The sequence below is a fragment of the Gehongia tenuis genome, assembly GCF_014384795.1.
Classification (GTDB): Bacteria; Bacillota; Clostridia; order Christensenellales; family NSJ-53; genus Gehongia; species Gehongia tenuis.
Window position 1 is genome coordinate 1 of sequence record NZ_JACRSR010000005.1, and the last position, 19,608, is coordinate 19,608.

The 19,608-nt window shown below is 55.1% G+C and carries 27 protein-coding genes and 4 tRNA genes; 8 read left to right on the forward strand and 23 right to left on the reverse strand.

Going from position 1 to position 19,608, the window contains the following annotated elements; genetic code table 11:
- Positions 1 to 177 precede the first annotated feature (177 nt).
- From H8696_RS09880 to H8696_RS09905, 6 genes are read right to left on the reverse strand one after another with little or no spacing between them, the layout of a single operon-like run.
- Complete coding sequence (locus tag H8696_RS09880; RefSeq protein WP_249317268.1) at positions 178 to 825, reverse strand: Rad52/Rad22 family DNA repair protein; 648 nt, start codon at positions 823 to 825, stop codon at positions 178 to 180.
- A complete protein-coding gene (locus H8696_RS09885) occupies positions 825 to 1,364 on the reverse strand; it encodes a host-nuclease inhibitor Gam family protein (protein WP_249317269.1) in 540 nt (179 codons plus the stop codon). Before H8696_RS09885 ends, H8696_RS09880 begins: the two co-directional genes overlap by 1 nt.
- A 41-nt stretch (positions 1,365 to 1,405) precedes the next feature.
- On the reverse strand, positions 1,406 to 1,570 hold the full coding sequence (locus tag H8696_RS09890) for a hypothetical protein (RefSeq protein ID WP_249317270.1): 165 nt from the start codon (positions 1,568 to 1,570) through the stop codon (positions 1,406 to 1,408).
- Positions 1,567 to 1,968: a hypothetical protein gene (locus tag H8696_RS09895; RefSeq protein WP_249317271.1), complete on the reverse strand. Its 402-nt coding sequence runs from the start codon at positions 1,966 to 1,968 to the stop codon at positions 1,567 to 1,569. The genes H8696_RS09890 and H8696_RS09895 overlap by 4 nt, the downstream gene beginning before the upstream one ends.
- Before the next feature lie 12 nt (positions 1,969 to 1,980).
- On the reverse strand, positions 1,981 to 2,250 hold the full coding sequence (locus H8696_RS09900) for a hypothetical protein (protein WP_249317272.1): 270 nt from the start codon (positions 2,248 to 2,250) through the stop codon (positions 1,981 to 1,983).
- Positions 2,251 to 2,262: 12 nt separating this feature from the next.
- Entirely contained in the window at positions 2,263 to 2,559 is a 297-nt protein-coding gene (locus tag H8696_RS09905; protein WP_249317273.1) for a regulatory phage cox family protein, read from the reverse strand.
- 281 nt (positions 2,560 to 2,840) lie between these two features.
- On the opposite strand from H8696_RS09905, the gene H8696_RS09910 reads away from it, so the two are divergent.
- Complete coding sequence (locus tag H8696_RS09910; protein WP_249317274.1) at positions 2,841 to 3,020, forward strand: hypothetical protein; 180 nt, start codon at positions 2,841 to 2,843, stop codon at positions 3,018 to 3,020.
- Between the two features lie 189 nt (positions 3,021 to 3,209).
- Here the strand turns inward: H8696_RS09910 and H8696_RS09915 are convergent, their stop codons facing one another.
- A complete protein-coding gene (locus tag H8696_RS09915) occupies positions 3,210 to 3,389 on the reverse strand; it encodes a hypothetical protein (protein ID WP_249317275.1) in 180 nt (59 codons plus the stop codon).
- A 150-nt stretch (positions 3,390 to 3,539) separates the two neighbouring features.
- Here H8696_RS09915 and H8696_RS09920 point away from each other — a divergent pair, with 150 nt between their 5' ends.
- Entirely contained in the window at positions 3,540 to 3,830 is a 291-nt protein-coding gene (locus H8696_RS09920) for a hypothetical protein (RefSeq protein WP_249317276.1), read from the forward strand.
- 36 nt (positions 3,831 to 3,866) lie between these two features.
- Here H8696_RS09920 and H8696_RS09925 read toward each other — a convergent pair whose 3' ends face one another.
- Positions 3,867 to 4,064: a helix-turn-helix transcriptional regulator gene (locus H8696_RS09925; protein WP_249317277.1), complete on the reverse strand. Its 198-nt coding sequence runs from the start codon at positions 4,062 to 4,064 to the stop codon at positions 3,867 to 3,869.
- Positions 4,065 to 4,217: 153 nt separating this feature from the next.
- Between H8696_RS09925 and H8696_RS09930 the strand changes: the two genes are divergently transcribed.
- The 5 genes from H8696_RS09930 to H8696_RS09950 all read left to right on the forward strand — a co-directional run bounded on the left by H8696_RS09930 (position 4,218) and on the right by H8696_RS09950 (position 7,651).
- The gene (locus H8696_RS09930) at positions 4,218 to 5,117 is read left to right on the forward strand and encodes a helix-turn-helix domain-containing protein (protein WP_249317278.1); all 900 of its coding nucleotides are present in this window, start codon (positions 4,218 to 4,220) and stop codon (positions 5,115 to 5,117) included.
- Positions 5,104 to 5,709, forward strand: coding sequence for an ImmA/IrrE family metallo-endopeptidase (locus H8696_RS09935; protein WP_249317279.1), 606 nt, complete (start codon positions 5,104 to 5,106; stop codon positions 5,707 to 5,709). Before H8696_RS09930 ends, H8696_RS09935 begins: the two co-directional genes overlap by 14 nt.
- An 82-nt stretch (positions 5,710 to 5,791) precedes the next feature.
- Complete coding sequence (locus H8696_RS09940; RefSeq protein WP_249317280.1) at positions 5,792 to 5,989, forward strand: type II toxin-antitoxin system HicA family toxin; 198 nt, start codon at positions 5,792 to 5,794, stop codon at positions 5,987 to 5,989.
- Positions 5,990 to 6,030: 41 nt separating this feature from the next.
- On the forward strand, positions 6,031 to 6,438 hold the full coding sequence (locus H8696_RS09945) for a type II toxin-antitoxin system HicB family antitoxin (protein ID WP_249317281.1): 408 nt from the start codon (positions 6,031 to 6,033) through the stop codon (positions 6,436 to 6,438).
- Between the two features lie 130 nt (positions 6,439 to 6,568).
- A complete protein-coding gene (locus H8696_RS09950; RefSeq protein ID WP_249317282.1) occupies positions 6,569 to 7,651 on the forward strand; it encodes a tyrosine-type recombinase/integrase in 1,083 nt (360 codons plus the stop codon).
- Positions 7,652 to 7,773: 122 nt separating this feature from the next.
- Here H8696_RS09950 and H8696_RS09955 read toward each other — a convergent pair.
- The 7 genes from H8696_RS09955 to H8696_RS09985 all read right to left on the reverse strand — a co-directional run bounded on the left by H8696_RS09955 (position 7,774) and on the right by H8696_RS09985 (position 10,355).
- A tRNA-Lys gene (locus tag H8696_RS09955) sits at positions 7,774 to 7,849 on the reverse strand.
- Positions 7,850 to 7,852: 3 nt separating this feature from the next.
- Positions 7,853 to 7,927 (reverse strand) — tRNA-Gln (locus H8696_RS09960).
- A 25-nt stretch (positions 7,928 to 7,952) separates the two neighbouring features.
- Positions 7,953 to 8,029: transfer RNA gene (locus tag H8696_RS09965), tRNA-His, on the reverse strand.
- A gap of 8 nt (positions 8,030 to 8,037) precedes the next feature.
- A tRNA-Arg gene (locus H8696_RS09970) sits at positions 8,038 to 8,114 on the reverse strand.
- Positions 8,115 to 8,224: 110 nt separating this feature from the next.
- Positions 8,225 to 8,695, reverse strand: coding sequence for a YfcE family phosphodiesterase (locus H8696_RS09975; protein ID WP_249317283.1), 471 nt, complete (start codon positions 8,693 to 8,695; stop codon positions 8,225 to 8,227).
- The gene (locus H8696_RS09980) at positions 8,692 to 9,285 is read right to left on the reverse strand and encodes an XTP/dITP diphosphatase (RefSeq protein WP_249317284.1); all 594 of its coding nucleotides are present in this window, start codon (positions 9,283 to 9,285) and stop codon (positions 8,692 to 8,694) included. The genes H8696_RS09975 and H8696_RS09980 overlap by 4 nt, the downstream gene beginning before the upstream one ends.
- 89 nt (positions 9,286 to 9,374) lie before the next feature.
- Positions 9,375 to 10,355 carry a GerMN domain-containing protein gene (locus H8696_RS09985; RefSeq protein WP_249317285.1) on the reverse strand — a complete coding sequence of 327 codons (981 nt, stop codon included), beginning with the start codon at positions 10,353 to 10,355 and terminating at the stop codon, positions 9,375 to 9,377.
- A gap of 140 nt (positions 10,356 to 10,495) precedes the next feature.
- On the opposite strand from H8696_RS09985, the gene H8696_RS09990 reads away from it, so the two are divergent.
- Entirely contained in the window at positions 10,496 to 12,262 is a 1,767-nt protein-coding gene (locus H8696_RS09990; protein WP_249317286.1) for an Rqc2 family fibronectin-binding protein, read from the forward strand.
- A gap of 37 nt (positions 12,263 to 12,299) precedes the next feature.
- Here H8696_RS09990 and pyrE read toward each other — a convergent pair whose 3' ends face one another.
- The 8 genes from pyrE to pyrR are packed head-to-tail and all read right to left on the reverse strand — an operon-like array spanning position 12,300 to position 19,607.
- Complete coding sequence (gene pyrE, locus H8696_RS09995; protein ID WP_249317287.1) at positions 12,300 to 12,875, reverse strand: orotate phosphoribosyltransferase; 576 nt, start codon at positions 12,873 to 12,875, stop codon at positions 12,300 to 12,302.
- Between the two features lie 16 nt (positions 12,876 to 12,891).
- Complete coding sequence (locus tag H8696_RS10000) at positions 12,892 to 13,797, reverse strand: dihydroorotate dehydrogenase (RefSeq protein WP_249317288.1); 906 nt, start codon at positions 13,795 to 13,797, stop codon at positions 12,892 to 12,894.
- On the reverse strand, positions 13,797 to 14,567 hold the full coding sequence (locus H8696_RS10005) for a dihydroorotate dehydrogenase electron transfer subunit (RefSeq protein WP_249317289.1): 771 nt from the start codon (positions 14,565 to 14,567) through the stop codon (positions 13,797 to 13,799). Before H8696_RS10005 ends, H8696_RS10000 begins: the two co-directional genes overlap by 1 nt.
- Positions 14,564 to 15,478 carry an orotidine-5'-phosphate decarboxylase gene (gene pyrF, locus H8696_RS10010; RefSeq protein ID WP_249317290.1) on the reverse strand — a complete coding sequence of 305 codons (915 nt, stop codon included), beginning with the start codon at positions 15,476 to 15,478 and terminating at the stop codon, positions 14,564 to 14,566. Before pyrF ends, H8696_RS10005 begins: the two co-directional genes overlap by 4 nt.
- Before the next feature lies 1 nt (position 15,479).
- Complete coding sequence (locus tag H8696_RS10015) at positions 15,480 to 16,772, reverse strand: dihydroorotase (protein WP_249317291.1); 1,293 nt, start codon at positions 16,770 to 16,772, stop codon at positions 15,480 to 15,482.
- A complete protein-coding gene (locus tag H8696_RS10020) occupies positions 16,769 to 17,704 on the reverse strand; it encodes an aspartate carbamoyltransferase catalytic subunit (protein WP_249317292.1) in 936 nt (311 codons plus the stop codon). Before H8696_RS10020 ends, H8696_RS10015 begins: the two co-directional genes overlap by 4 nt.
- A gap of 58 nt (positions 17,705 to 17,762) precedes the next feature.
- The gene (locus H8696_RS10025; protein WP_249317293.1) at positions 17,763 to 19,043 is read right to left on the reverse strand and encodes a uracil-xanthine permease family protein; all 1,281 of its coding nucleotides are present in this window, start codon (positions 19,041 to 19,043) and stop codon (positions 17,763 to 17,765) included.
- 21 nt (positions 19,044 to 19,064) lie between these two features.
- The gene (gene pyrR / locus H8696_RS10030) at positions 19,065 to 19,607 is read right to left on the reverse strand and encodes a bifunctional pyr operon transcriptional regulator/uracil phosphoribosyltransferase PyrR (RefSeq protein WP_249317294.1); all 543 of its coding nucleotides are present in this window, start codon (positions 19,605 to 19,607) and stop codon (positions 19,065 to 19,067) included.
- Between the last annotated feature and the right edge of the window lies 1 nt (position 19,608).

Below are 19,608 nucleotides of genomic sequence, written 5' to 3' on the forward strand. Positions count from 1 at the left end.
GAGCGCCCATGCCTTGCGCCGCTGGTCCGGTGTGATGCTCCTGCCGTCGCTTAGGTAGATATCACACTCAGCGCTGATCCGGTACCCTTCCGGCAGTTGGAGCGGGGCGGACACATGGATCAAACCATCCTCCAGTTTGTTTATCCGCCCCGTCACAATCATGCCGTTCACCTCCTGTTAAGCGCTTTCGCTCTTACTCGCTTCCAGTCGTTTTTTCATGCACTCTACACACAGCTGGGCGGCGTAATGTTCACGCCCATACTGGATCAGTTCTTCCACGGTTGATTTCGAGGTGGGCCGGATATGGCTGCCGCATTCCTCGCACTTCGGCGGCTCCTGCCGCTGCCTTGGCTGGGATTTGTACCCTTCCGGCAGCGCCCATGCGGGGAGAGCGGGAGGCGGCCCGGCTAGAGTATAGGACTTGTTGCCGACGGGCTTAATGGGCACCCACTTGGCGTCCAGTTTGTAGAGATAGCGCCCTATGCCCCATTGATAGGCAGCGCGCTTCATGGCATCCGAAAGCCCGCCCTTTGTGCTCTCAAACTCCGTGTTGTCCGCTCCGTCCCATTTCGTGACCCACTCGCCCTTTTCCGCATCATATACGCTGATCCCGCACAGCTGGCTCTTGCCCTGCCATTGCTGATACTCATTGCGCCACCCGAAGGGCCCAAACACATCATCCAGCCGGTTTTGGATCGCCCTGTTGGTCACATAGGCCAGGGCCATTCCCTTGCTCTTGTCGCCACTGGTTGCGCCCACCCGCCATTCCAGCTCATCCGGGGCAAAAGGGGCTTGCAGCCGGGCCTTGATCGTTGCGGCGTCCATCAAAACCAGCTCCTCCTCTCCACCTCGAACTTCGGGGGCTGCTCCTCAGCTTTGACGCCCTCAACCACCTGTCCGTCATCGTCCACCACCTGTCCGTCATGGATGGTGGTTGTCAACTTAAGGCTGGCCCAGTCCGGGGTCTCGGTGACCTTGGTCTTGATGTACTCTTCCTTGCCCTGCTCCTTGAGCCATGCCAGGAGCCGCTCATCATCCCGGACATACTTCGAGGCCGGGTATTTGAGCCGAAGGACGCCGGACGGCAGGTCATAGGTCTCCTGGGTCTTGCCCCTGCGCTTGGCCTTGGGGCCCAGGCCCTCAAAGTAGGCGCGGAGCGGCCCAAGGTAATAGGCCCGCTCCCGGCTGCACTTGTCGGTGTAGTCCTGGATCACGTCCTCATAGTACTTGATCCATTTGCGGCTGGTCTCCACAATGCGCTGTTCCCGGGCATTGATCTCATCGATCTTTTGCAGGGCCCTTTCCGCCTCAAAATCGTCCTTAATCTCATAGGCCTTGGGCTCCTCATATTTGTAAGCTTCCATGGTTCCCTCCTTACCGGGGGGCGGTGCGCCCTCCCCCATTGTCAGAAATTACGCCCAACAAGATATAATCCATCTTGACCTTTCGCCGGCGAGTGGGTATAATGTAATTGTGATTTTTGCTTGGGGCCTTCCTGAGGTCCTTCTTTTTTTGTCTCTTTTTCCGGGAATAGGTCATCCAACACGTGTAATGGATCATCGTATTTCATGCTTCTCCCTCCAATACAATCTTGGCCAGCTCAACCGCTGCAAGGTACTCCCGTTCATACCGTGTGCCCTTATGTACCTCTTTGACCCGCTCCGTGAACTCATCCAGCGTCCCAAAGAAACATCCTGCACGCACAAAATACCCTTCTTCCGCCGCAAAAAAGTAGGTCTTTCTCCGCTCCGACCCGATCCGGTCACAAGCAAAATACCGGCTGTTTGTCAGCCCTTCATGACTGCATCGCTCGCCAAAGCTGCATCGCTCGCCAAAGCTGCACCACTCGCCAAAGCTGCATCGCTCGCCAAATACTTTAATCCGGCTGTAGTCCCCTGTCGGGCACCGTTTAACCCCATATTCATCCCTTGGCAGCGCTTCGAATTCTTCTTGCGTGTAGATATGCATTGTTTGTCCTCCTTACGCGATTTCCTCATATTCAAAGCTTGCCGCTTCCTTTCGACCCTCCTGATACTTTGCATAGCAGGCCGAACAGTACAGCTCCCCATCGTTACACGGCCGATACACTGCCCCTTGGATGTATTCCCCGCACTGATCGCAGCAGCCGTCCCATTCCTCTTCCGTCCGTTCCTCTTCCAGATACGCATCATAGCAGAGCCCGCATAGCGGCATACCATTCCGACCATGGTACATAATGCTGTACTCCTCACCGCATTTGTCGCATCTCATTTAATCAACTCCTTACAAGATCCGCATGTATCCGCTTCTGCTGCGCCCGGTTCGCCCGCCGGTGTGCAAATAGCGGTGGATGGATTCCACAGTAATGGAGTTGTCCACCCTGTCCAGCTTACCTTCCGCCGCCATCTTACGGATGGTTCCGGGCGATCTTCCCAGCATCTCAGCGGCCCGTTTAATGGGCACCGCCCGCAGATCCATGTTGGCGAACATGGCCTGTTCCATGGACTTCCAATAGGCCTCAATTGCTTTGATCGCTTTTTCCCGGTCTTGATTCACGATCGCCATGTACTCAACATTCATCTTCATTCCTCCTTTACGCTTTACTCGTCGTTGTTGGTTTTTCTGGCCGCTCCATCGCGTGATTGATGAGCTCCTGGACGATATCATTCATGCTGATCCCTCTACGCTGAGATTCTTTTGCCAACCAGTTGAGCGATCTTTCTGTTAACCTATAGCCAGTTTGCCGTTTCAAATTTTCTCTCCTTTCTTTTAATTTTACTAACATTATGCTAACACTTTGTTGCTAGATTGTCAAGCCCTATTATGCTAACATTTTGTTATCGATCAAAGGAGGATGAATCATGGCAACAAATAAGATTCAAACCGGTTTGCGTTTACAGCCCCTCGCTCTAGGTAAAATTACCGCAATTGCGAAGCAGGAACACAGGTCCTTAAATGCTCAGATTGAGTACGCCGTTCAAAAGTGTATCGACGAATATGAAGCTACACATGGTGAGATTGTCCTTCCAGAAGAACAGTAACGTTTGCTTCTTCAATCCGAAGACCACATAGCACGAGACGAGTAATCACATCGTTCAGAGATTCGTCGTATCTTGAGGCTATCTCTAGTAGCCTGGCGTGGAGCTTTTCGGATGCTCGCCAGCCCGTTTGTATCTTCATGTCGCCATCCCCTTTGCTTTAGTCGTCGTTGTTGGTTTCTCTGGCCGCTCCTAACCACGCTTGTAGTCATTGCAAAATCGGACGGCCTCTTGTTCCGAATCAAATATATCCACCCATACATCACAAGATCGTGTTTCTGTACAGCCGCTTTCCTCGCCATCTCGTGCCGGCCTTACCCGGGCCACCATTCTTCCATTGTCAAATACCTTGGCTTCCACCGCGTATTTCATCTTGGCACCACCTTTCCTTACAATCGTAGTTGGGGTATTCAACAGCCCCATGGATGTACATGCTTCAATCTCCTCCCCTCCCTCTGGAAAAATGCTGGACCACCGTGGTATAATTTTCGTAACCAATTAAATAACAGGGAGGTCTTAGAAATGCGCGACGAGTATCGCAAGATGATTACCGAAACTTTATCTTTTGTGCCGTCCTCTCGGGAGGAATGTACTACGCCGGGCTGCAATCATGATCATTGCAGTTACGACCCGCAGACCCAGACTTATTACCGTAACGTTCCCAAGGGTCTTGAAGATGATGATCTCAAGATATTTCTTCTGGCCAACATTCACAAAGAGCTCGCCAGCGTAAAAAAGATGGTTACGTTCTTCACGGTGTTGGCGGCTATTGCCGTAGCATCGACAGTATTAAGCCTGATCCTTATGCTATAGAGTCCACTGCCTGCCGTCCTTCGGGGCGGCATTTTATTAGAAATCTTTGTCTACAAAATAACCGGCGTCAACCCCCAAGGCACTACAAATTCGAAAGTATTCTTCAGCGGTCATTTTTCTCTTACAGTTAAGCATTGCGCTAAGTGTATTCAATGGCATTTCTGTCCGTTTTGCAAGAGCCGAATATTTGATACCTTCATTGTCCAAATATGCTTTAATCGCCGCACCAACCATGATTTCACCTCCTTCAAAATTCCATCAAACTCGGAATCTGTAATCATAATAATACGGTAAAATCGGAATGTCAAGAGCAAATTCCAGATTTCTCGGAATTTTCTATTGATTTTTAGAATGGAGTGTGGTACTGTGATGCTGGAGGTGTTAATCTTGAATTCCATTATGGATGAAATCGCCAAAAATCTTATCTATTATAGAAAGCAAAACAATTATACGCAGAAAGATCTTGCCAAAAAATTGGGAGTGGCAAATACAACAGTTTCCGGTTGGGAAACAGGGGCAAGCTCCATTGATATTGATACTTTATATCAAGTATGCAAAGTTTTGGGGGTCCCGGTAGGAGAAATGTACGGAAAATACCAAACTACAGGAATGCAGTACAGCGATGACGAAAAAGGGCTAATCCGAGATTACCGGAACCTCGATGAGCGTGGTAAGGGGTCTGTCCGCTCTACAGTCGTTTATGAACTCGAAGCGACAAAGGAGCGCAATCGAATTGTGCCTCCTTCTTATTCCTTCGCCAAGGCCTCCAGCCGCCGGAACGTGCCCATATTGGGGTATACCGCTGCCGGCGCACCGATCGAGGCCATTGAACAGGAGATTAATATGCCCGAAGGCGAAGACATCCCGGATCGTGCCACGCTGGGGCTGGTGGTCCGAGGCGATAGCATGGAGCCGGTTATCAAGGACGGGTCCATCGTCTGGGTGGATGGTACGGCCATCCCTCATTCGGGGGACATCGGTGTGTTTTTGATCGACGGCGAGGCCACCTGCAAAAAGCTGGTCAAGGTCAATGGCCGCTATGTTTTGCGGTCCCTCAACTCCGCGTATGATGATATAGAGCCCGCGGACTGGCAGGACGTTCGGCCGGTGGGCAAGGTCGTGGTGCCCCGCAAGGATTACGTATTCCGCGCCGCCCGCGATGGTAGCTTAGGCCCCATAACGGACCCCGAAGGGATTTACAATAACCGGGTAGAGGGCGAAATCATCAACAAACGTGTGGCCCAGCTCAAAAAGGAGGGTAAGCGGCAACCCCATGATGAGTTTTAAATTGGTCTCTACTTGGCGAAAGGCCGAAATCAAGGATGTGGTCCTCGATCTCTTGGAGCGGGCCCGGATCCACCGGCTGCCGGTGCCCCTATACAGGATCGTAGAACTACGCCCCAAATGGACGATCCTGACCGTTGACGAGGCACGCGAGGTTGGTATCATTATCCCGGCGTTGCAGCGCGGCGGTGGGTACACGGTGGAGCTCAACGGTCAGATTTATGTGATCTACGAGCCGCGGGCAGTCAAGGGGCGTATTCGGTGGACGTTGGCTCATGAGCTTGGGCATCTGTTCCTCCACCACTCTCGGATCGAAACAAACCTCGTCAAGGAGGAAGTCGAGGCCAATTACTTTGCGCGAGAGGTCCTGATGCCCATTGCCGTGTTGGATGAGCTGGGCGCACGGACGCCCGATCAGATCATGCGGGTATGTAATGTGTCCCGAGCAGCGGCAGCATCCCGCGCCTCGGACTTTGGCGGCTATCACGACGCCTACAAGGCTCGACATGGATACACTCATCAAGATCAGCGATTCTTGCGGCAGTTTGCCGCCATGTTCCGCGAAGAATACTCTGTGGAGCTGTACGCCGCATAATAATATTTGTTAAAATATTTGTTTTCCTATTGACAAACACTATTATATGTGTTATCATGTAATTGTCAGGAGGGAAAGCGAAATGAAAAGCTACTCATCGCGAGAGGTCATCGCGAAGCTCATTGCCGATGGGTGGTACGAGGTATCCGTGGTTGGGAGCCATCACCAGTTCAAACACCCCGTAAAACGGGGGCGAACAACGGTTAAACATCCCGACAAAGATATCCCACGGCGCACCCTGGACAGCATAGAGCGACAGTCGGGATTACGATTCAGGTAATCCCGACGCCCTCCGGGCGTCAGCAGAAAGGAGATGACAAAATGAAAAGACCCGATCGGTATTGTTATCCAGCGGTATTTGCCTATGATCAGGACCAAGAGATTGCCGTGGTGTTTCCGGATCTGGATTGCGCCACCAGCGGCGCCGATGACGCCGATGCTCTGTTGTCGGCCCGCGAACTACTGGGTTGTGTGATGTACGGACGCGAGGAGGATGGCGAGGACATCCCCGAGCCCACTCCCCTGGCGGAGGTGCAGGTGGCCGACAATGAGCGTGCTGTGCTGATTGATGTGTATATGCCCTCGATCCGGTTGGCACAGATTAACCGGTCCGTCAACCGCACCGTTACGCTTCCCGCTTGGCTCAATGCCGCGGCGCTGGAGCGTGGGGTAAATTTTTCTCAGGTCCTGCAGGATGCCCTTAAACGACAGATCCAAAATGATCGATAGCACAAAAATAATGCTCCCCCGGTGTTGGCGCACCGAAGGAGCGGTTGCAGAAATGTACCAACAACGACGTAGGTAGGCTCTGCCCTGTTATTATATCATAGGTCGGCCTGCCAAAACAAGGAGGATCAATATGGCAAGACTGACCAAACAGGCCGATGGGCGATACCACACCACCGTGGTCGTGGGCCACGACGCCAGAGGCAAAGCGATTCGCAAACCCATTGCTGGACGCACCCTTAAAGAAATTGACGATAAGCGCGAAGAAGTGTTGCGCCACTACGCGCTGGGCGGCAAGGCCAGGGCCGAAGTACTCTTTGGTGAGTACGCTGCGGAATGGTATTATGCCATTACACCCACTATAGCGGAAAAAACGGCCGATGGGTATAAAGGCATGCTCAACGCCTGCCTCATACCCATCTTTGGCAACAGGCAGATGAGAGCGCTTACACCTCCGATAATACAGCAAGAATTTAATAATCTTGCAAATCAAAAATATTCAAAGTCTTATCTGGCCAAGTGCCGGACAATTCTCAATCGAATATTCAAGCGGGCTGTGGCCGAAGGGATCCTACCCGTCAATCCCTTATCGGTTGTGACCATGCCCAAAACCAAATCTAAACCCAAAGTCGTTCGCAGAGCCTTTACTCCAGAGGAAACAACCCGTATTCTTCGCGTAGGCAGCACCCATCCCGAGGGGTTGCTTTTGCTGGTGTTGTATTATACGGGAATGCGCCCGGAGGAGGTCCGTGGTCTTCAGGCCGAACATATCGATCTCAAACGTGGGGTTATCCATGTACGGCAAGCGATCACCTATGTTTCGAACCGGACTGCCGAGGACAGGAGCCTCAAAACGCCGCAATCGCGTCGCGATATCCCTATCCCCCAGGTTTTGGTTCGAGCGTTGCGCAAGCGGCCGGTGTTTGGCGACAATTTCCTTTTTGGCGCGCTCAAGGATCCAAGCAAGCCTATTTCCCGCACGAGTTTTCATAAGCTCTGGACGCGCCTTATGGTCCAGACCGACACCCCCTATATTACGCCCTATTGGTTCCGCCACAACTTCACATCCATGATGGTTGATCGCGGTATTCAGCCCCATGAACTGATGCGGGTAACCGGCCACGCCAGTACCAACATTTTGATCAAAGTCTACTACCACCCCACTGAAGCCGGTATTGAAGCTGCAAATCAAAAGGTGCTCAGCGCGTGGGAATAGGATTATCTCATCAAAATTTATAGAAAAAGTAAGTTTACAAAAAGATTACAACACGCCCCTTTTACTCGCAGTTTCCCAAAACAAAAAAACCCTGGAACCTAACAGTTCCAGAGCTTCAAGGTTGGTGATCCATCGGGGATTCGAACCCCGGACACCCTGATTAAAAGTCAGGTGCTCTACCGACTGAGCTAATGGATCCTATGGCTGGGGTGGCAGGACTCGAACCTACGAATGCGGGAGTCAAAGTCCCGTGCCTTACCACTTGGCTACACCCCAATAAGGTTATCGGGGAAAGAAAAAATGGGGTGGGTAGTGGGATTCGAACCCACGACCTCCAGAGCCACAATCTGGCGCCCTAACCAACTGAACTATACCCACCACAATAATGGCGCGCCTGCAGGGATTCGAACCCCGGGCCCACGGCTTAGAAGGCCGTTGCTCTATCCGACTGAGCTACAGGCGCACATCCAACCACCCTGACAGCGCGCATCCACGCGATGCAACCGATAACGGCTAACATCTGTCGATTTTAGCATAGGCGGCCCAGATTGTCAATATTTTTCACGGAAGCATCTAACCATTCAAGAGCTGAAGCTTCGGTACGATTCCTTCCTTGTTCACCACCAAAATCCCATAGGAAGGATGATCCAGCGATCTTCCCAAACTCCCCGGATTCATCATCAAAACGCCGCTTTCATAATGGATATCCCGCTGATGCGTATGGCCATACAAGGCCGCCTCAGCTCCAAGTTCCCGTGCCCGTTCCGCAATGAGCGCGGTACCCATTTTGGCCCGATAGGTATGTCCATGGGTGATAAATATCCTATGCCCCATAAAGCTCAGAATATTCTCCGTATCCCCATCGCCATAATCGCAGTTCCCTTTGACCGTGTACAAGGGACAGGGCAGGTCCGCGTTCAGTTTATCCAGATCGTTCCAGTGATCGCCCAAATGAATGATTCCATCCACCGGTCCCAGCTGTTCCATCCACTGCTTCATACGGATTAGGCTGCCATGGGTATCGGATAAAACAGCAAGAATCAAAGTCCTTCCTCCTCCAGAATCGCAAGCACAGCCCGCAAAGCCTTTCCCCGATGGCTGATTTTATTTTTGACTTCCATGGAAATCTCCGAAAAGGTTCCGCCCTCGCCGGGCACAAAAAACAAGGGATCATAACCAAAGCCGCCCTCGCCCCGCGGCTGAAAAAGGACGCTTCCCTCACAGCTCCCCTGAACCGTACGAATAGGTTTTCCCGGCACAGCCAGCGCCATACAGCATATGAACCTGGCACTGCGCTCCGCCGCCGGCACATCCTTCATGAGTTCCAGAAGCTTGGCATTGTTCTTTGCATCGGTCGCGCCTTCTCCGCTGAACCGGGCCGAATAGACACCCGGAGCACCGTTCAGCGCATCCACGGCCAAGCCCGAATCGTCGGCCAGCGCAGCATAACCGGTAAGTTCCATCACCTCCCGCGCCTTCTTTGCCGCGTTCTCCTCGAACGTTACGCCATCCTCCACCACATCGATGACATATCCGCCCTCCTTCAAAGAAATCACATCGTCGAAGAAGGGTCCCAGAATTTCTTTGATCTCCCGCACCTTGCCCTGATTGTTGGAAGCGATCATAAGCCGCATTGCCCAATCCTCCTTTGTTCCGATGGCATCATTGTAGCACAATTTGGGCAAACAAAAAAGCCGGATGCTATCCGGCTTTTAGGAATCCATCAATCGATGATATTGGCAAAGGTAGGCGCGCCGTCAAACTTCTTCAATGCATCGAAGTTCTTGCCCTCCACCTGAATATTGAGCTGCTGAATATCTCCAAAGGTCATGGACGTGAGCACCAACGCTTTGACGCAGGCGATTCCGCCGTCCTCATCCTTTAGCGCCTCATTGAGCTCCTTGGAGAAATTCACCGTGGCAGCGCCGTTCTCCAGTTTCACTTCCTTGATGGTCACGCCTTCCGGGAAAGGGCTGATGAGGCCGCTGTTGGCGTCGGGCCCTTTGATGATCTCCTCCACCGCGCCCTCAAAGCCGCTGCCCTGGGGAACGAGACGGGTGACCGGCACCCACACTTTCCGGTTCTGATCCAGGAAGAACACCGTCACCTTTTCCGTTGCGTTGACATCCAGTCCCTGAGCCATGGTTTCCACATTGAGATCCATGGGAGAGAAGGCCTCGGCCAAATCACTGCCGAAGGGAAGTTTTCCTTCCGAACCCTCAACGGTGATCTTCACCTCGTCAATGGTCGGAAATTCCGTCAGCGTGTTGACGACGCCGGTGGTGAAATTTTTCTCGGCCACTGCGCTGTCCAGTTCCAAGGCTTCCTTGCTGAACGCCGCTTCCGCCACGCCGTCCTTGATGGACAGTGAAATATCCGTGTCCGGAGGAATCACGCCTTTGAGGCCATTGGCCGCGAGAGAGGTCGCGCCGGGGCCATCGATCACCAGTTGTTCCAAAGCCGCTTTGCCGATACCCTCGGTCCAGGGGATTTCCTTCATGACGGGCACCATCTGGCCATTTTCATTTTGCACATAAAGCAGCGTCTCCCGCATGCCCGATGCCGAAGTCGTTTGATCTTCAATGCTCAGGTCTCCCGAAGCCACGGGCGAAGAGATGACTCGTTCGTCCTCCGATCCGCAGCCCGCCAGGCAAAGCCCCATCATTAGAACGCACACCACGAGTAACCAACCAGTCTTTCTCATTCATCCCACCTCCACAGTTCTAAGGAATTATATGGACGGAGGTTGACGAGTATGTGTCCCAAAAGACTAAATTCATAAATTTCTTTCTTTCGCCGGTCATTTCCACTATAATAATAGAGACAGACTGGGAGGAAAATAATATGCCTTTGGATGGAATTATGCTGCGCAGCGTGGTCACCGAGCTTCAGGAGAAGCTTACCGGCGGAAGGATAGACCGCGTGCTGCAGCCCGAAAATGATGAGATTCACCTGGTGATTCGAAGTCAGGGCGAAAATCAACGCCTGCTTTTGTCCGCCAGCCCCAACAACGCCCGCATCCATCTGACCGCGGGTTCCAAACCCAATCCCATGACCCCGCCCATGTTCTGCATGCTTCTTCGCAAGCATCTCGTTAACGCCAAGATCCTGGAGATCAGGCAGATGGGTATGGAGCGGGCAGTGGAACTTCGGATTGAAACCATCGATGAGCTTGGCGACCGCAGTCCAAGGCGGCTGATCGTGGAGGCCATGGGCAGAAACAGCAATATCATTTTGATCGGCAAAAACGATCGTATTCTGGACAGCGTGCGCCGGGTGGATGAACAGATGAGCCGGGTACGGGAAATTCTGCCCGGCCTGCCCTATGAAAATCCGCCGGAGCTTGGCAAAAGTGATCCCCTCGCCGCCGATGAGGCCTCCTTTCGTGCCATCTTTGCCGAACCCGCCCATGCCAAGCTGGATAAATGCCTGGCGGGTGCGTATTTGGGACTTTCACTGCCCTCCGCTCAGGAGATCCTGTACCGGGCTCTCGGCGAAGACATACCTCTGGCAGGGAATCTTACGGCGGAACAGATTTCCGCTCTTTGGCGGGCTTTTGGCGCCTTCTACGACGACGTCCGGGCAGCACGCTTCTCGCCCGTGCTGCTGGAACGGGACGGCGAAGCTGCGGATCTGTTTCCCTTCATCTATTGCTCCAAGGCCCATGAGCATCTGGTTCAGGCCGCATCACCCAGTGAAGCGGCGGACCGGTATTATGCCGCCCGTGACCGCAGGGCGCGGGTCACCCAGCGCAGTGCCAACCTGGTTCGAGTGGTTAAAAACAACATCGAACGCTGTCAAAAGAAAATTCAGATTCAGCAGGACACCTTGGCGGACTGCGCTCATTCGGAGCAGTACCGGATTAGGGGCGATCTCATCACGGCCAATCTGCATGGGTTGACCCGAGGCATGACGTGCGCACGGGTGCAAAACTATTACAGCCCCGACCTTGAAATGCTGGATATTCCCATGGACCCCCAGCGTACGCCGGCACAAAATGCCCAGCGTTATTACAAACGATACAACAAGCTCAAAAAGGCCTTTGACACCACCACCGAACAGCTGGCTGCGGCCAAGGAAGAGCTGAGTTACCTGGAGGGGCAGCTGGACAACCTGGATAAATGCACCGAGGCCGATGAACTTCTGGAGATTCGGGATGAACTGGCGCGGCTTGGGTATCTTCGAAAACTGCCTGATAAGAAGAAGGCCTCCCGGCCCTCCCTGTCCCGGCCCCATCATTATCAAACCGGTGACGGTCTTGATGTGTATGTCGGAAAAAACAATGTGCAGAACGACTGGCTCACCCTCCGCTTTGCCGATGGGAACGACTACTGGTTTCATACGAAAAACATCCCCGGTTCCCATGTGATTCTTAAGACTCAGGGCAAAGAGCCGCCGGGCTCCTCCATACAGGAAGCGGCGGCGCTGGCGGCTTGGTATTCCAAGGGCAAGGGCGGTGCGCAGGTGCCGGTGGACTACACACCCCGGAAATTCATCAAAAAGCCTGCCGGTGCCCGGCCGGGATATGTGATCTATTTTCAGAATCGCACCCTCTATATCACGCCTTCGGAGGAAACCATCAAGCGATTAAAGCGATTGGAAGATATATAAAAAAGGCCTGGCGGTTTGCCAGGCCTTTCATTATATCTTATTTTACGGGACGGCTTCCCGGCTTGACCACCGGCACGCCTTCCTTGCAGAGGGGACATTCCTCCGGCTTAAAGGCCTCCACCTTCATGCTGAGAACCGCCTGCATGGGCACGCCAAAATCCACAGCACCCTCGCTTCGGTCCACCACGACGCCCACGGCCACGACCTCGGCGCCCGCTTCTTCCACCAGCTTCATGACCTCGCGCACCGATCCGCCGGTGGTAACCACGTCCTCGGTAATGAGCACCCTGGCGCCTTCCGGGACTCTGAAGCCGCGGCGAAAGGTCATCACGCCATTTTCACGTTCGGCGAAGATGTTCGGGACCCCCATTTGGCGGGCCACTTCATAGGCCATAATCATGCCGCCCATGGCCGGTCCCACCACCAGATCGATCTTTGTGCCCTCAAACTTGTTCACCAAATCTTCGCAGAGGATGCGGCTATATTCAGGGCTCTTGAAAAGCTGGGCGCACTGCATGTAACGGTTGCTGTGCAGTCCGCTGGTCAGGCGAAAATGCCCCTCCAGCATAGCGCCCGATTTGCGCAGAATATCCAATGCCTCTTCTTTTTTCATGGTACAAGACTCCTTTCTATGCTTCCAGTTTTCCGATAATTTCCTGGACTCCGCTCAAGTGATGACGTTCCAAATAGGCCTTGATGCCTTGAATCACTTTGGGACAGGCCATGGGATCGCTGAGGTTGGCCGTTCCCACCATCACCGCCGTGGCTCCGGCCAGCAGAAATTCCACGGCATCCTCGCCGGTCTCGATGCCGCCCATGCCCACCACCGGAATCTTCACGCTCTTAGCCACTTGATAGACCATGCGAAGGGCCACCGGTTTCACCGCCGGACCGGACAGGCCGCCGGTCACATTGGCCAAAACGGGCTTTCTTGTCTCGATATCAATGGCCATACCGGTCAGCGTATTGATGAGGGAGACCGCGTCGGCGCCGCCGTCCTCCGCTGCACGGGCATTGTCCGTGATGTCGGCCACGTTGGGAGAAAGCTTGACCATGAGAGGCTGCTCGCAATGCTTTTTGAACCGCTTCGTGACCTCCTCCACCATGGCGGGACGGATGCCGAATGCCACGCCGCCCTCCTTCACGTTGGGGCAGGAGATATTGAGCTCCACCAGATCCACATCGGCGCCCTGCAGGCCTTTAGCCATGTTCTCGTAATCCTCCAGGGTCGCTCCCGCAACGTTGGCGATGACCGCCGTGTTCTTTTGACGAAGCTTGGGAAGTTCATCCGAAAGGAAGGCCGAAAGGCCCGGATTCTGCAGACCCACGCTGTTCAGCATACCCGCTGCAGTTTCAGCAATCCTTGGAGGGGGATTCCCCTGTCTAGGCAGTAATGTAAGGCCTTTCACGCTTATTCCGCCAAGCAGGGAGATATCGTAGTATTCGTCATACTCTGCACCAAAGCCGAAGGTGCCCGAGGCAGCGATGACAGGGTTCTTCAGTTTGACGCCGCAGAGGTTTACCAATAGATCCATCACTCGAAATCCACCTCCTTGAGGTCAAACACGGGGCCGTCCTTGCACACCCGCTTATAGGACCATCCGTCTCCGCTTTGAATTTTACAGCTGCATACAAGGCATCCGCCGATGCCGCAGCCCATGCGCTCCTCCAAGGATACCTGGCAAGCCACATCGGGATATTTTTCCATCACCCGCTTGAAGGACCGCAGCATGGGCACCGGTCCGCAGGAAAAAATGAGGTCGGGACGTTTCTTTTCCAGCAGCCGGTCCAACATATCGGTGATGTAGCCCTGCGCCCCGAAGCTTCCGTCCTCGGTTGCCACATAGAACGCGGCCTTATCATAGAGATCCACACCGTAGGCCACATCCAAGCTCCGAAAACCAAGAAAAACCGCCTTCACCTTGTCGCCCCAAGTGCGATAGGCCTCAAAAAGAGGCGCCGCACCGATGCCGCCGCCCATGAGCCAGATCTCCTTGGTTCCTTCCGGTACCCAGAAACCCCGGCCCAGAGGCATCAGCGTATCCACAGATTCACCGGACTTCATCCCGCTTAAGATCCGGGTTCCCTCGCCCTTGATCTGATAGATGAGACTCATCGTCCGCTGATCATGATCGTAGGCATGAACACTGATGGGCCGCCGCAGAATATGGCGGCCGTCGGGAATTCTCAGATGCGCGAACTGGCCGGGCAGAGCCCTTTCAAAGCCCTCATCCCGCAGAACCATCCTATAGATGTCCTGTGCGATCCGCTTGTTTTCTAAAATCTCAGCGCGGTATTCCTTCAAGACCGCTCCCTCCTTAAGGCTACAGCCTCGGCAAGATCCTCCCGCATGCGCTTCGCTTCCGCAAAAGCCGCCTCGTCGAAATCACCGCCATGCTTCTTGTACGCGCAAAGAAGGCTTCGCGAAGCGTTCACGATGGCGCCCCGGCCGCTGCCGTCGAAGCAGCCGGCAAGCTCCTTGCCGCCACCGCCCTGAGCGCCGTAACCGGGCACCAGGAAAAAGACGGAAGGCAGAAGCCTCCGAAGCTCCGCACCCTGCTCGGGATAGGTGGCGCCCACCACCGCGCCCACATCGCTGTATCCATATTTGCCGATGAGTTCTTTCCCCCATTCGACCACCAGCCTGCCTACCCGCTGGTAAATGCTCTCCCCTTCCACTACCAGATCCTGGAGCTGGCCGGAGGACGGATTGGAGGTTTTGACCAGGACAAAGATACCTTTGTCCTGAGCCTTGCAGGCTTCCACAAAGGGCAGTACGCCGTCCGAACCCAGATAGGGATTGACGGTGAGATAATCGGCGTCGAAGGCCCTGGCGTTTTCCCCCGCCAGCGGCGTTTCGCCAAGGTAGGCGGCCGCATAGGCGGTGGCGGTCGCACCGATATCGTTGCGCTTGCCGTCCACCATCACAACAAAGCCCTTCTTCTTCGCATAGCCTATGGTCTCCGCAAAGGCCCTCAGTCCCTCAAGCCCATACATCTCATAATAGGCCAGCTGGATTTTTACCGCCGGTACCGTCCCGAAGAGGGCATCCATCAGCGCCTTGTTGTAGGCAATGATGCCATCGGCGGCGCCGGAGAAAGTGGTAAGATCGAATCCGGAAGCAAACTTCTCGGGGAAATACTCGATGCGTGTGTCCAAACCCAGCACCGTGGGATTTTTTTTGGCCTCAATGGCCTCGATCAATCGATCAATCATTTCACACCTCGTTCAGCTTTCCATCCCGCACCGCAAAGACACCGTTCACCAGCGTATGCACCGTCCTACCATAGACCTGCCGTCCATGGAAGGGATTGTTCTTGCCTTTGGATACGAAGGCATTCACATCGATGGCATAGGGCGCGTCCACGTCCATGACCGCAATATCCGCCGGAGCACCGGGCTTCAGCGTGCCCTGCTCGAGTCCCAGAATCTCCGCCGGGCGCCCGGACATCACCTCCACCAGCCGGTCCAGCGTCAGCACGCCGCCTTTCACAAGCTCGGTGTAGGACAGCGCAAATGCCGTCTCAAAACCGCTGATGCCGGAAGCCGCCAGGGCATACTCCACCCGCTTTTCATCGCTGTGATGGGGTGCATGATCGGTGGCGATGGCATCCAGCGTTCCATCAGCCAGCGCTGCCTTCAGCGCCGCCTGGTCCTCCGCCGTGCGCAGAGGCGGGTTGACCTTGGTGTTGGTATCGTAGCCGTCCAGGATATCCTCGGTGGCGGCAAGATAATGGGGCGCGGTCTCCGCCGTGACCCGCACACCCTTGTTCTTGTAGAGACGAATGAGCTCCACGCCGCCTTTCGTTGTCACATGGCACAGATGGATTCTCGCATTCAGATGTTCGGCCAGGATGAGATCCCGGGCCAGCATGGCCTCCTCCGCCGCGGCATTTTGCGCCTGCAGGCCGAGAAGCGTGGACATGAGCCCCTCATTCACATAGCCGTCCGCCGCGATCTTCATGTCTTCGCAGTGTTCCATGATGAGCGCGTCAAAATCCTTGGCATATTCAAGAGCCAGCCGGATCTGACCGCCGCTGGCCACACCCCTGCCGTCATCGGAGAAAGCGACGGCGCCGGCTCTCAGCATATCCGCCATCTCCGTGAGTTCCTCTCCCTTCAGCCCCACGGTCACGGTGCCTACAGGATATACCCGCACCCTGCCTTCCCGCCGGGCCTTATCCAAAATATAGGTGATCACCGCCGCGTTGTCGGCAAAAGGCTTGGTGTTGCCCATGCAGACCACCGATGTAAAGCCGCCCATGGCTGCCGCCCGGGTGCCGCTTGCGATGTCCTCCTTGTACTCGTAACCAGGGTCCCGCAGGTGGCAGTGCATGTCAATGAGGCCGGGCATGACGATCTTCCCCGTCACATCCACCACTTCAGCGCCTTCCTCGGGAAGAATTTCACCAAGGCCCGCAATCCGGCCGTCCTCAATAAGCACACTCATCTTGCCGTGAATGCCCTGGGCCGGGTCCACCAACGTTCCGTTTTTCAGCAGAATTTTCAAATCTCTTCCCCCTTCCTGCGGGTCAGCAAGTATAGAAGCGCCATACGCACCGCCACACCGTTGGTGACCTGCTCAGCGATCACCGAATCATCGCTGTCGGCCACCGAGGAGGCAATTTCCACACCGCGGTTCATGGGACCGGGGTGCATGACCATGGCATGTTCCTTGGCCAGTTCCATTCGCTCCGGCGTGATACCATACACATCGTAATACTCGCGGAGGGATGGGATGAGTCCCTTTTGCTGGCGCTCCTTCTGCATGCGAAGGCCCATCACCACATCGGCATCCTTCATGGCGTCCTCCACCTTTCGATGGACAACCGCACCCAGCTTTTTGAAATCCTCAGCGGGCAGCATGGTGGCCGGTCCCGCGAGATGAACCTCCGCTCCCAGGGTAGTGAGGCCGAACAGGTCGCTTCGCGCCACCCGGCTGTGGAGGATATCACCGATGATGGCTACCTTCAGTCCTTCGACCTTGCCCAGCTTCTCTTTCATGGAGAAGATGTCCAAAAGGCCCTGGGTGGGATGCTCGTTCATGCCGTCGCCGGCATTGATGATGGAGCTTCGCACGTGCCTCGCCACCAGGTGAGGCGCACCGGACATGGGATGCCGGATGATGATGACATCCGTTCCCATCTGATCCAGGGTAACTCCGGTATCGATCAGCGATTCGCCCTTCTGCACGCTGGAGGAGGATGCCGCCATATTGGCGGCGACCGCGCTCATGTACTTGGAGGCCAGCTCAAAGGACATCCGGGTACGGGTGCTGTTCTCATAGAACAGTGTCACAATGGATTTGCCCTGGAGATGGGGCGTCTTCTTGTTGTTTTGTTTGAGGATGTATTTCATCAGTTCGGCCGTGTTGAGGATCGTCTCCATATCCTCCCGGGGCATACCCCTCAGGCCCAGCACATCCTTTTGACTCAGCGGCATAGCTTACCTCCTTATCGGGTTATCCGGTTAAAGGAAAGCGGCCCGAAGGCCGCTCGTTCTAAATGTTGTCCGGCAGCACTTTGTTAAGGACAATACCCACCAAAGCGGAAAGGGCGATGCCCGAAAGCTGCACGTTGGCGGTGATGTTGACAAAGGCCCCGCCCAGACCGATGACCAGCATGAGTGAGATGATGATGAGGTTCCGGGACTTGGCAAAGTCGAGATCCGCCTCCGCCAGGGTCCGCATACCTACCGAAGCGATCATGCCGAACAGGATCATGGAAACGCCGCCCATGACCACTGCGGGAATGGACTGCAGGAAGCCGCCCAGCTTGCCAAACACGCTCATCAGGATGGCGAATACCGCGGCCACCCGAAGGGTTCTCGGATCGTAGTTCTTGGTCACCGCGAGAACACCGGTGTTCTCTCCATAAGTGGTGTTGGCAGGGCCGCCCAGGAAACCAGCCACCATGGTGGCCAGGCCGTCCCCAAGAAGGGTGCGGTGCAGGCCGGGATCCTCCATGAAGTCCTTGCCCACCACAGCGCCGTTGGTGGTGATGTCCCCCATGTGCTCCATGAAGGTCACAATGGCCATGGGCGCAATGGTAAGAATGGCAAACCCATCAAACTTGGGCAGGAAGAAGGGTGGCAGGGCCAGAAAGCTCGCCTCCCGAATGGGCGTCGTGTCCACCATATTGAACAGCAGCGCCACAACGTAACCCACAATGATGGAGAACAGAATGGGCACCAGCTTAAAGAATCCCTTACAGAAGACCGAGACGATGATCATGGTCAGGAGCACGGCGAGGGCCACGATCCAGCGGGCTCCCATCCCGGCTCCGCCGTCGCCGATGATGTTGGCGATGGCCGTGGGCGCCAGGGTGAGGCCGATAACAATGATCATGGGACCGGTCACCACGGGCGGGAAAAAGCTCTTCACCCGGTTGACTCCGAACAGTTTGACCAAAAGTGCCAGCACCAGGTACACCGCACCGGCCACGATGACGCCGCCGGTCGCATAGGGCAGCGCCGCCTGATAGGCCGCCGCCGCCGTCTGGGCCGAATCAAAGGAACCGGGCAGGCCCGAATAGTGCCAGGCCACCGTTTGAATCACGGCGATGAATGCGAAGGAAGAGCCAAGGTATACGGGCACCTTCCGCTTGGTCACAAAGTGGAACAGCAGCGTTCCCACGCCGGCACAGAACAGCGCCACCAGCGTGTTCATTCCGGTGAGAGCCGGCACCAGCACCGTGGCGCCAAACATGGCGAACACGTGCTGCACGCCCAGCAGCAGGACGCGGCCCCAGCCCTTGCGGTCGAGTTTTTGTGTCTCGGTCATTTCTCCAACCTCCTTCTTTTTTTAACGGGTAATCTCCCCGATGAGAACCTGCTCCCGGCCATCAATTTCATCCACTTCCACGGCGATGACCTCATTGCTGGAGGTGGGCACGTTCTTGCCCACATAGTCCGCCCGGATGGGCAGTTCCCGATGTCCCCGATCCACCAGCACAGCAAACTGAATGCTTTTGGGCCTTCCCATATCGATGAGCGCATCCATCGCGGCCCGGGCTGTTCTTCCGGTAAATAAAACATCGTCCACCATGACCAGATTCATCCCAGTAATGGAAAAGGCAATATCCGTTCCATTGATTACGGGATGCTCCGATAAGGTGGACAGATCGTCGCGGTAAAGGGTGATGTCCAGGATACCCAGCGGAAGCCTTTTGCCCTCCACCTGTTCGATCCTGTCGTTGATTCTTTTAGCCAGCGGCACGCCCCGCCGCTGAATGCCGATAAGGGCCACACCGTCGGTGCCCTGGTTGTGTTCGATGATCTCATGGGCGATTCGCGTGATGGCCCGTCCCATGGCCTCACGATCCATGATCTCCGCCTTTTGCCGCATA

Coding starts and splice junctions, on each gene's coding strand:
- H8696_RS09915 (WP_249317275.1), bottom strand. CDS start 3,389: ATGAAATACGCGGTGGAAGCCAAGGTATTTGACAATGGAAGAATGGTG.
- H8696_RS09925 (WP_249317277.1), bottom strand. CDS start 4,064: ATGGTTGGTGCGGCGATTAAAGCATATTTGGACAATGAAGGTATCAAA.
- H8696_RS09985 (WP_249317285.1), bottom strand. CDS start 10,355: ATGAGAAAGACTGGTTGGTTACTCGTGGTGTGCGTTCTAATGATGGGG.
- H8696_RS09900 (WP_249317272.1), bottom strand. CDS start 2,250: ATGAGATGCGACAAATGCGGTGAGGAGTACAGCATTATGTACCATGGT.
- H8696_RS09945 (WP_249317281.1), top strand. CDS start 6,031: ATGAAAAGACCCGATCGGTATTGTTATCCAGCGGTATTTGCCTATGAT.
- H8696_RS09990 (WP_249317286.1), top strand. CDS start 10,496: ATGCCTTTGGATGGAATTATGCTGCGCAGCGTGGTCACCGAGCTTCAG.
- H8696_RS09935 (WP_249317279.1), top strand. CDS start 5,104: ATGATGAGTTTTAAATTGGTCTCTACTTGGCGAAAGGCCGAAATCAAG.
- H8696_RS09920 (WP_249317276.1), top strand. CDS start 3,540: ATGCGCGACGAGTATCGCAAGATGATTACCGAAACTTTATCTTTTGTG.
- H8696_RS09940 (WP_249317280.1), top strand. CDS start 5,792: ATGAAAAGCTACTCATCGCGAGAGGTCATCGCGAAGCTCATTGCCGAT.
- H8696_RS09910 (WP_249317274.1), top strand. CDS start 2,841: ATGGCAACAAATAAGATTCAAACCGGTTTGCGTTTACAGCCCCTCGCT.
- pyrF (WP_249317290.1), bottom strand. CDS start 15,478: ATGATTGATCGATTGATCGAGGCCATTGAGGCCAAAAAAAATCCCACG.
- H8696_RS09950 (WP_249317282.1), top strand. CDS start 6,569: ATGGCAAGACTGACCAAACAGGCCGATGGGCGATACCACACCACCGTG.
- H8696_RS09980 (WP_249317284.1), bottom strand. CDS start 9,285: ATGCGGCTTATGATCGCTTCCAACAATCAGGGCAAGGTGCGGGAGATC.
- H8696_RS10020 (WP_249317292.1), bottom strand. CDS start 17,704: ATGCCGCTGAGTCAAAAGGATGTGCTGGGCCTGAGGGGTATGCCCCGG.
- H8696_RS09905 (WP_249317273.1), bottom strand. CDS start 2,559: ATGAATGTTGAGTACATGGCGATCGTGAATCAAGACCGGGAAAAAGCG.
- pyrE (WP_249317287.1), bottom strand. CDS start 12,875: ATGAAAAAAGAAGAGGCATTGGATATTCTGCGCAAATCGGGCGCTATG.
- H8696_RS10000 (WP_249317288.1), bottom strand. CDS start 13,797: ATGGATCTATTGGTAAACCTCTGCGGCGTCAAACTGAAGAACCCTGTC.
- H8696_RS09890 (WP_249317270.1), bottom strand. CDS start 1,570: ATGAAATACGATGATCCATTACACGTGTTGGATGACCTATTCCCGGAA.
- H8696_RS09885 (WP_249317269.1), bottom strand. CDS start 1,364: ATGGAAGCTTACAAATATGAGGAGCCCAAGGCCTATGAGATTAAGGAC.
- H8696_RS10025 (WP_249317293.1), bottom strand. CDS start 19,043: ATGACCGAGACACAAAAACTCGACCGCAAGGGCTGGGGCCGCGTCCTG.
- H8696_RS09895 (WP_249317271.1), bottom strand. CDS start 1,968: ATGCATATCTACACGCAAGAAGAATTCGAAGCGCTGCCAAGGGATGAA.
- H8696_RS09880 (WP_249317268.1), bottom strand. CDS start 825: ATGGACGCCGCAACGATCAAGGCCCGGCTGCAAGCCCCTTTTGCCCCG.
- pyrR (WP_249317294.1), bottom strand. CDS start 19,607: ATGCGGCAAAAGGCGGAGATCATGGATCGTGAGGCCATGGGACGGGCC.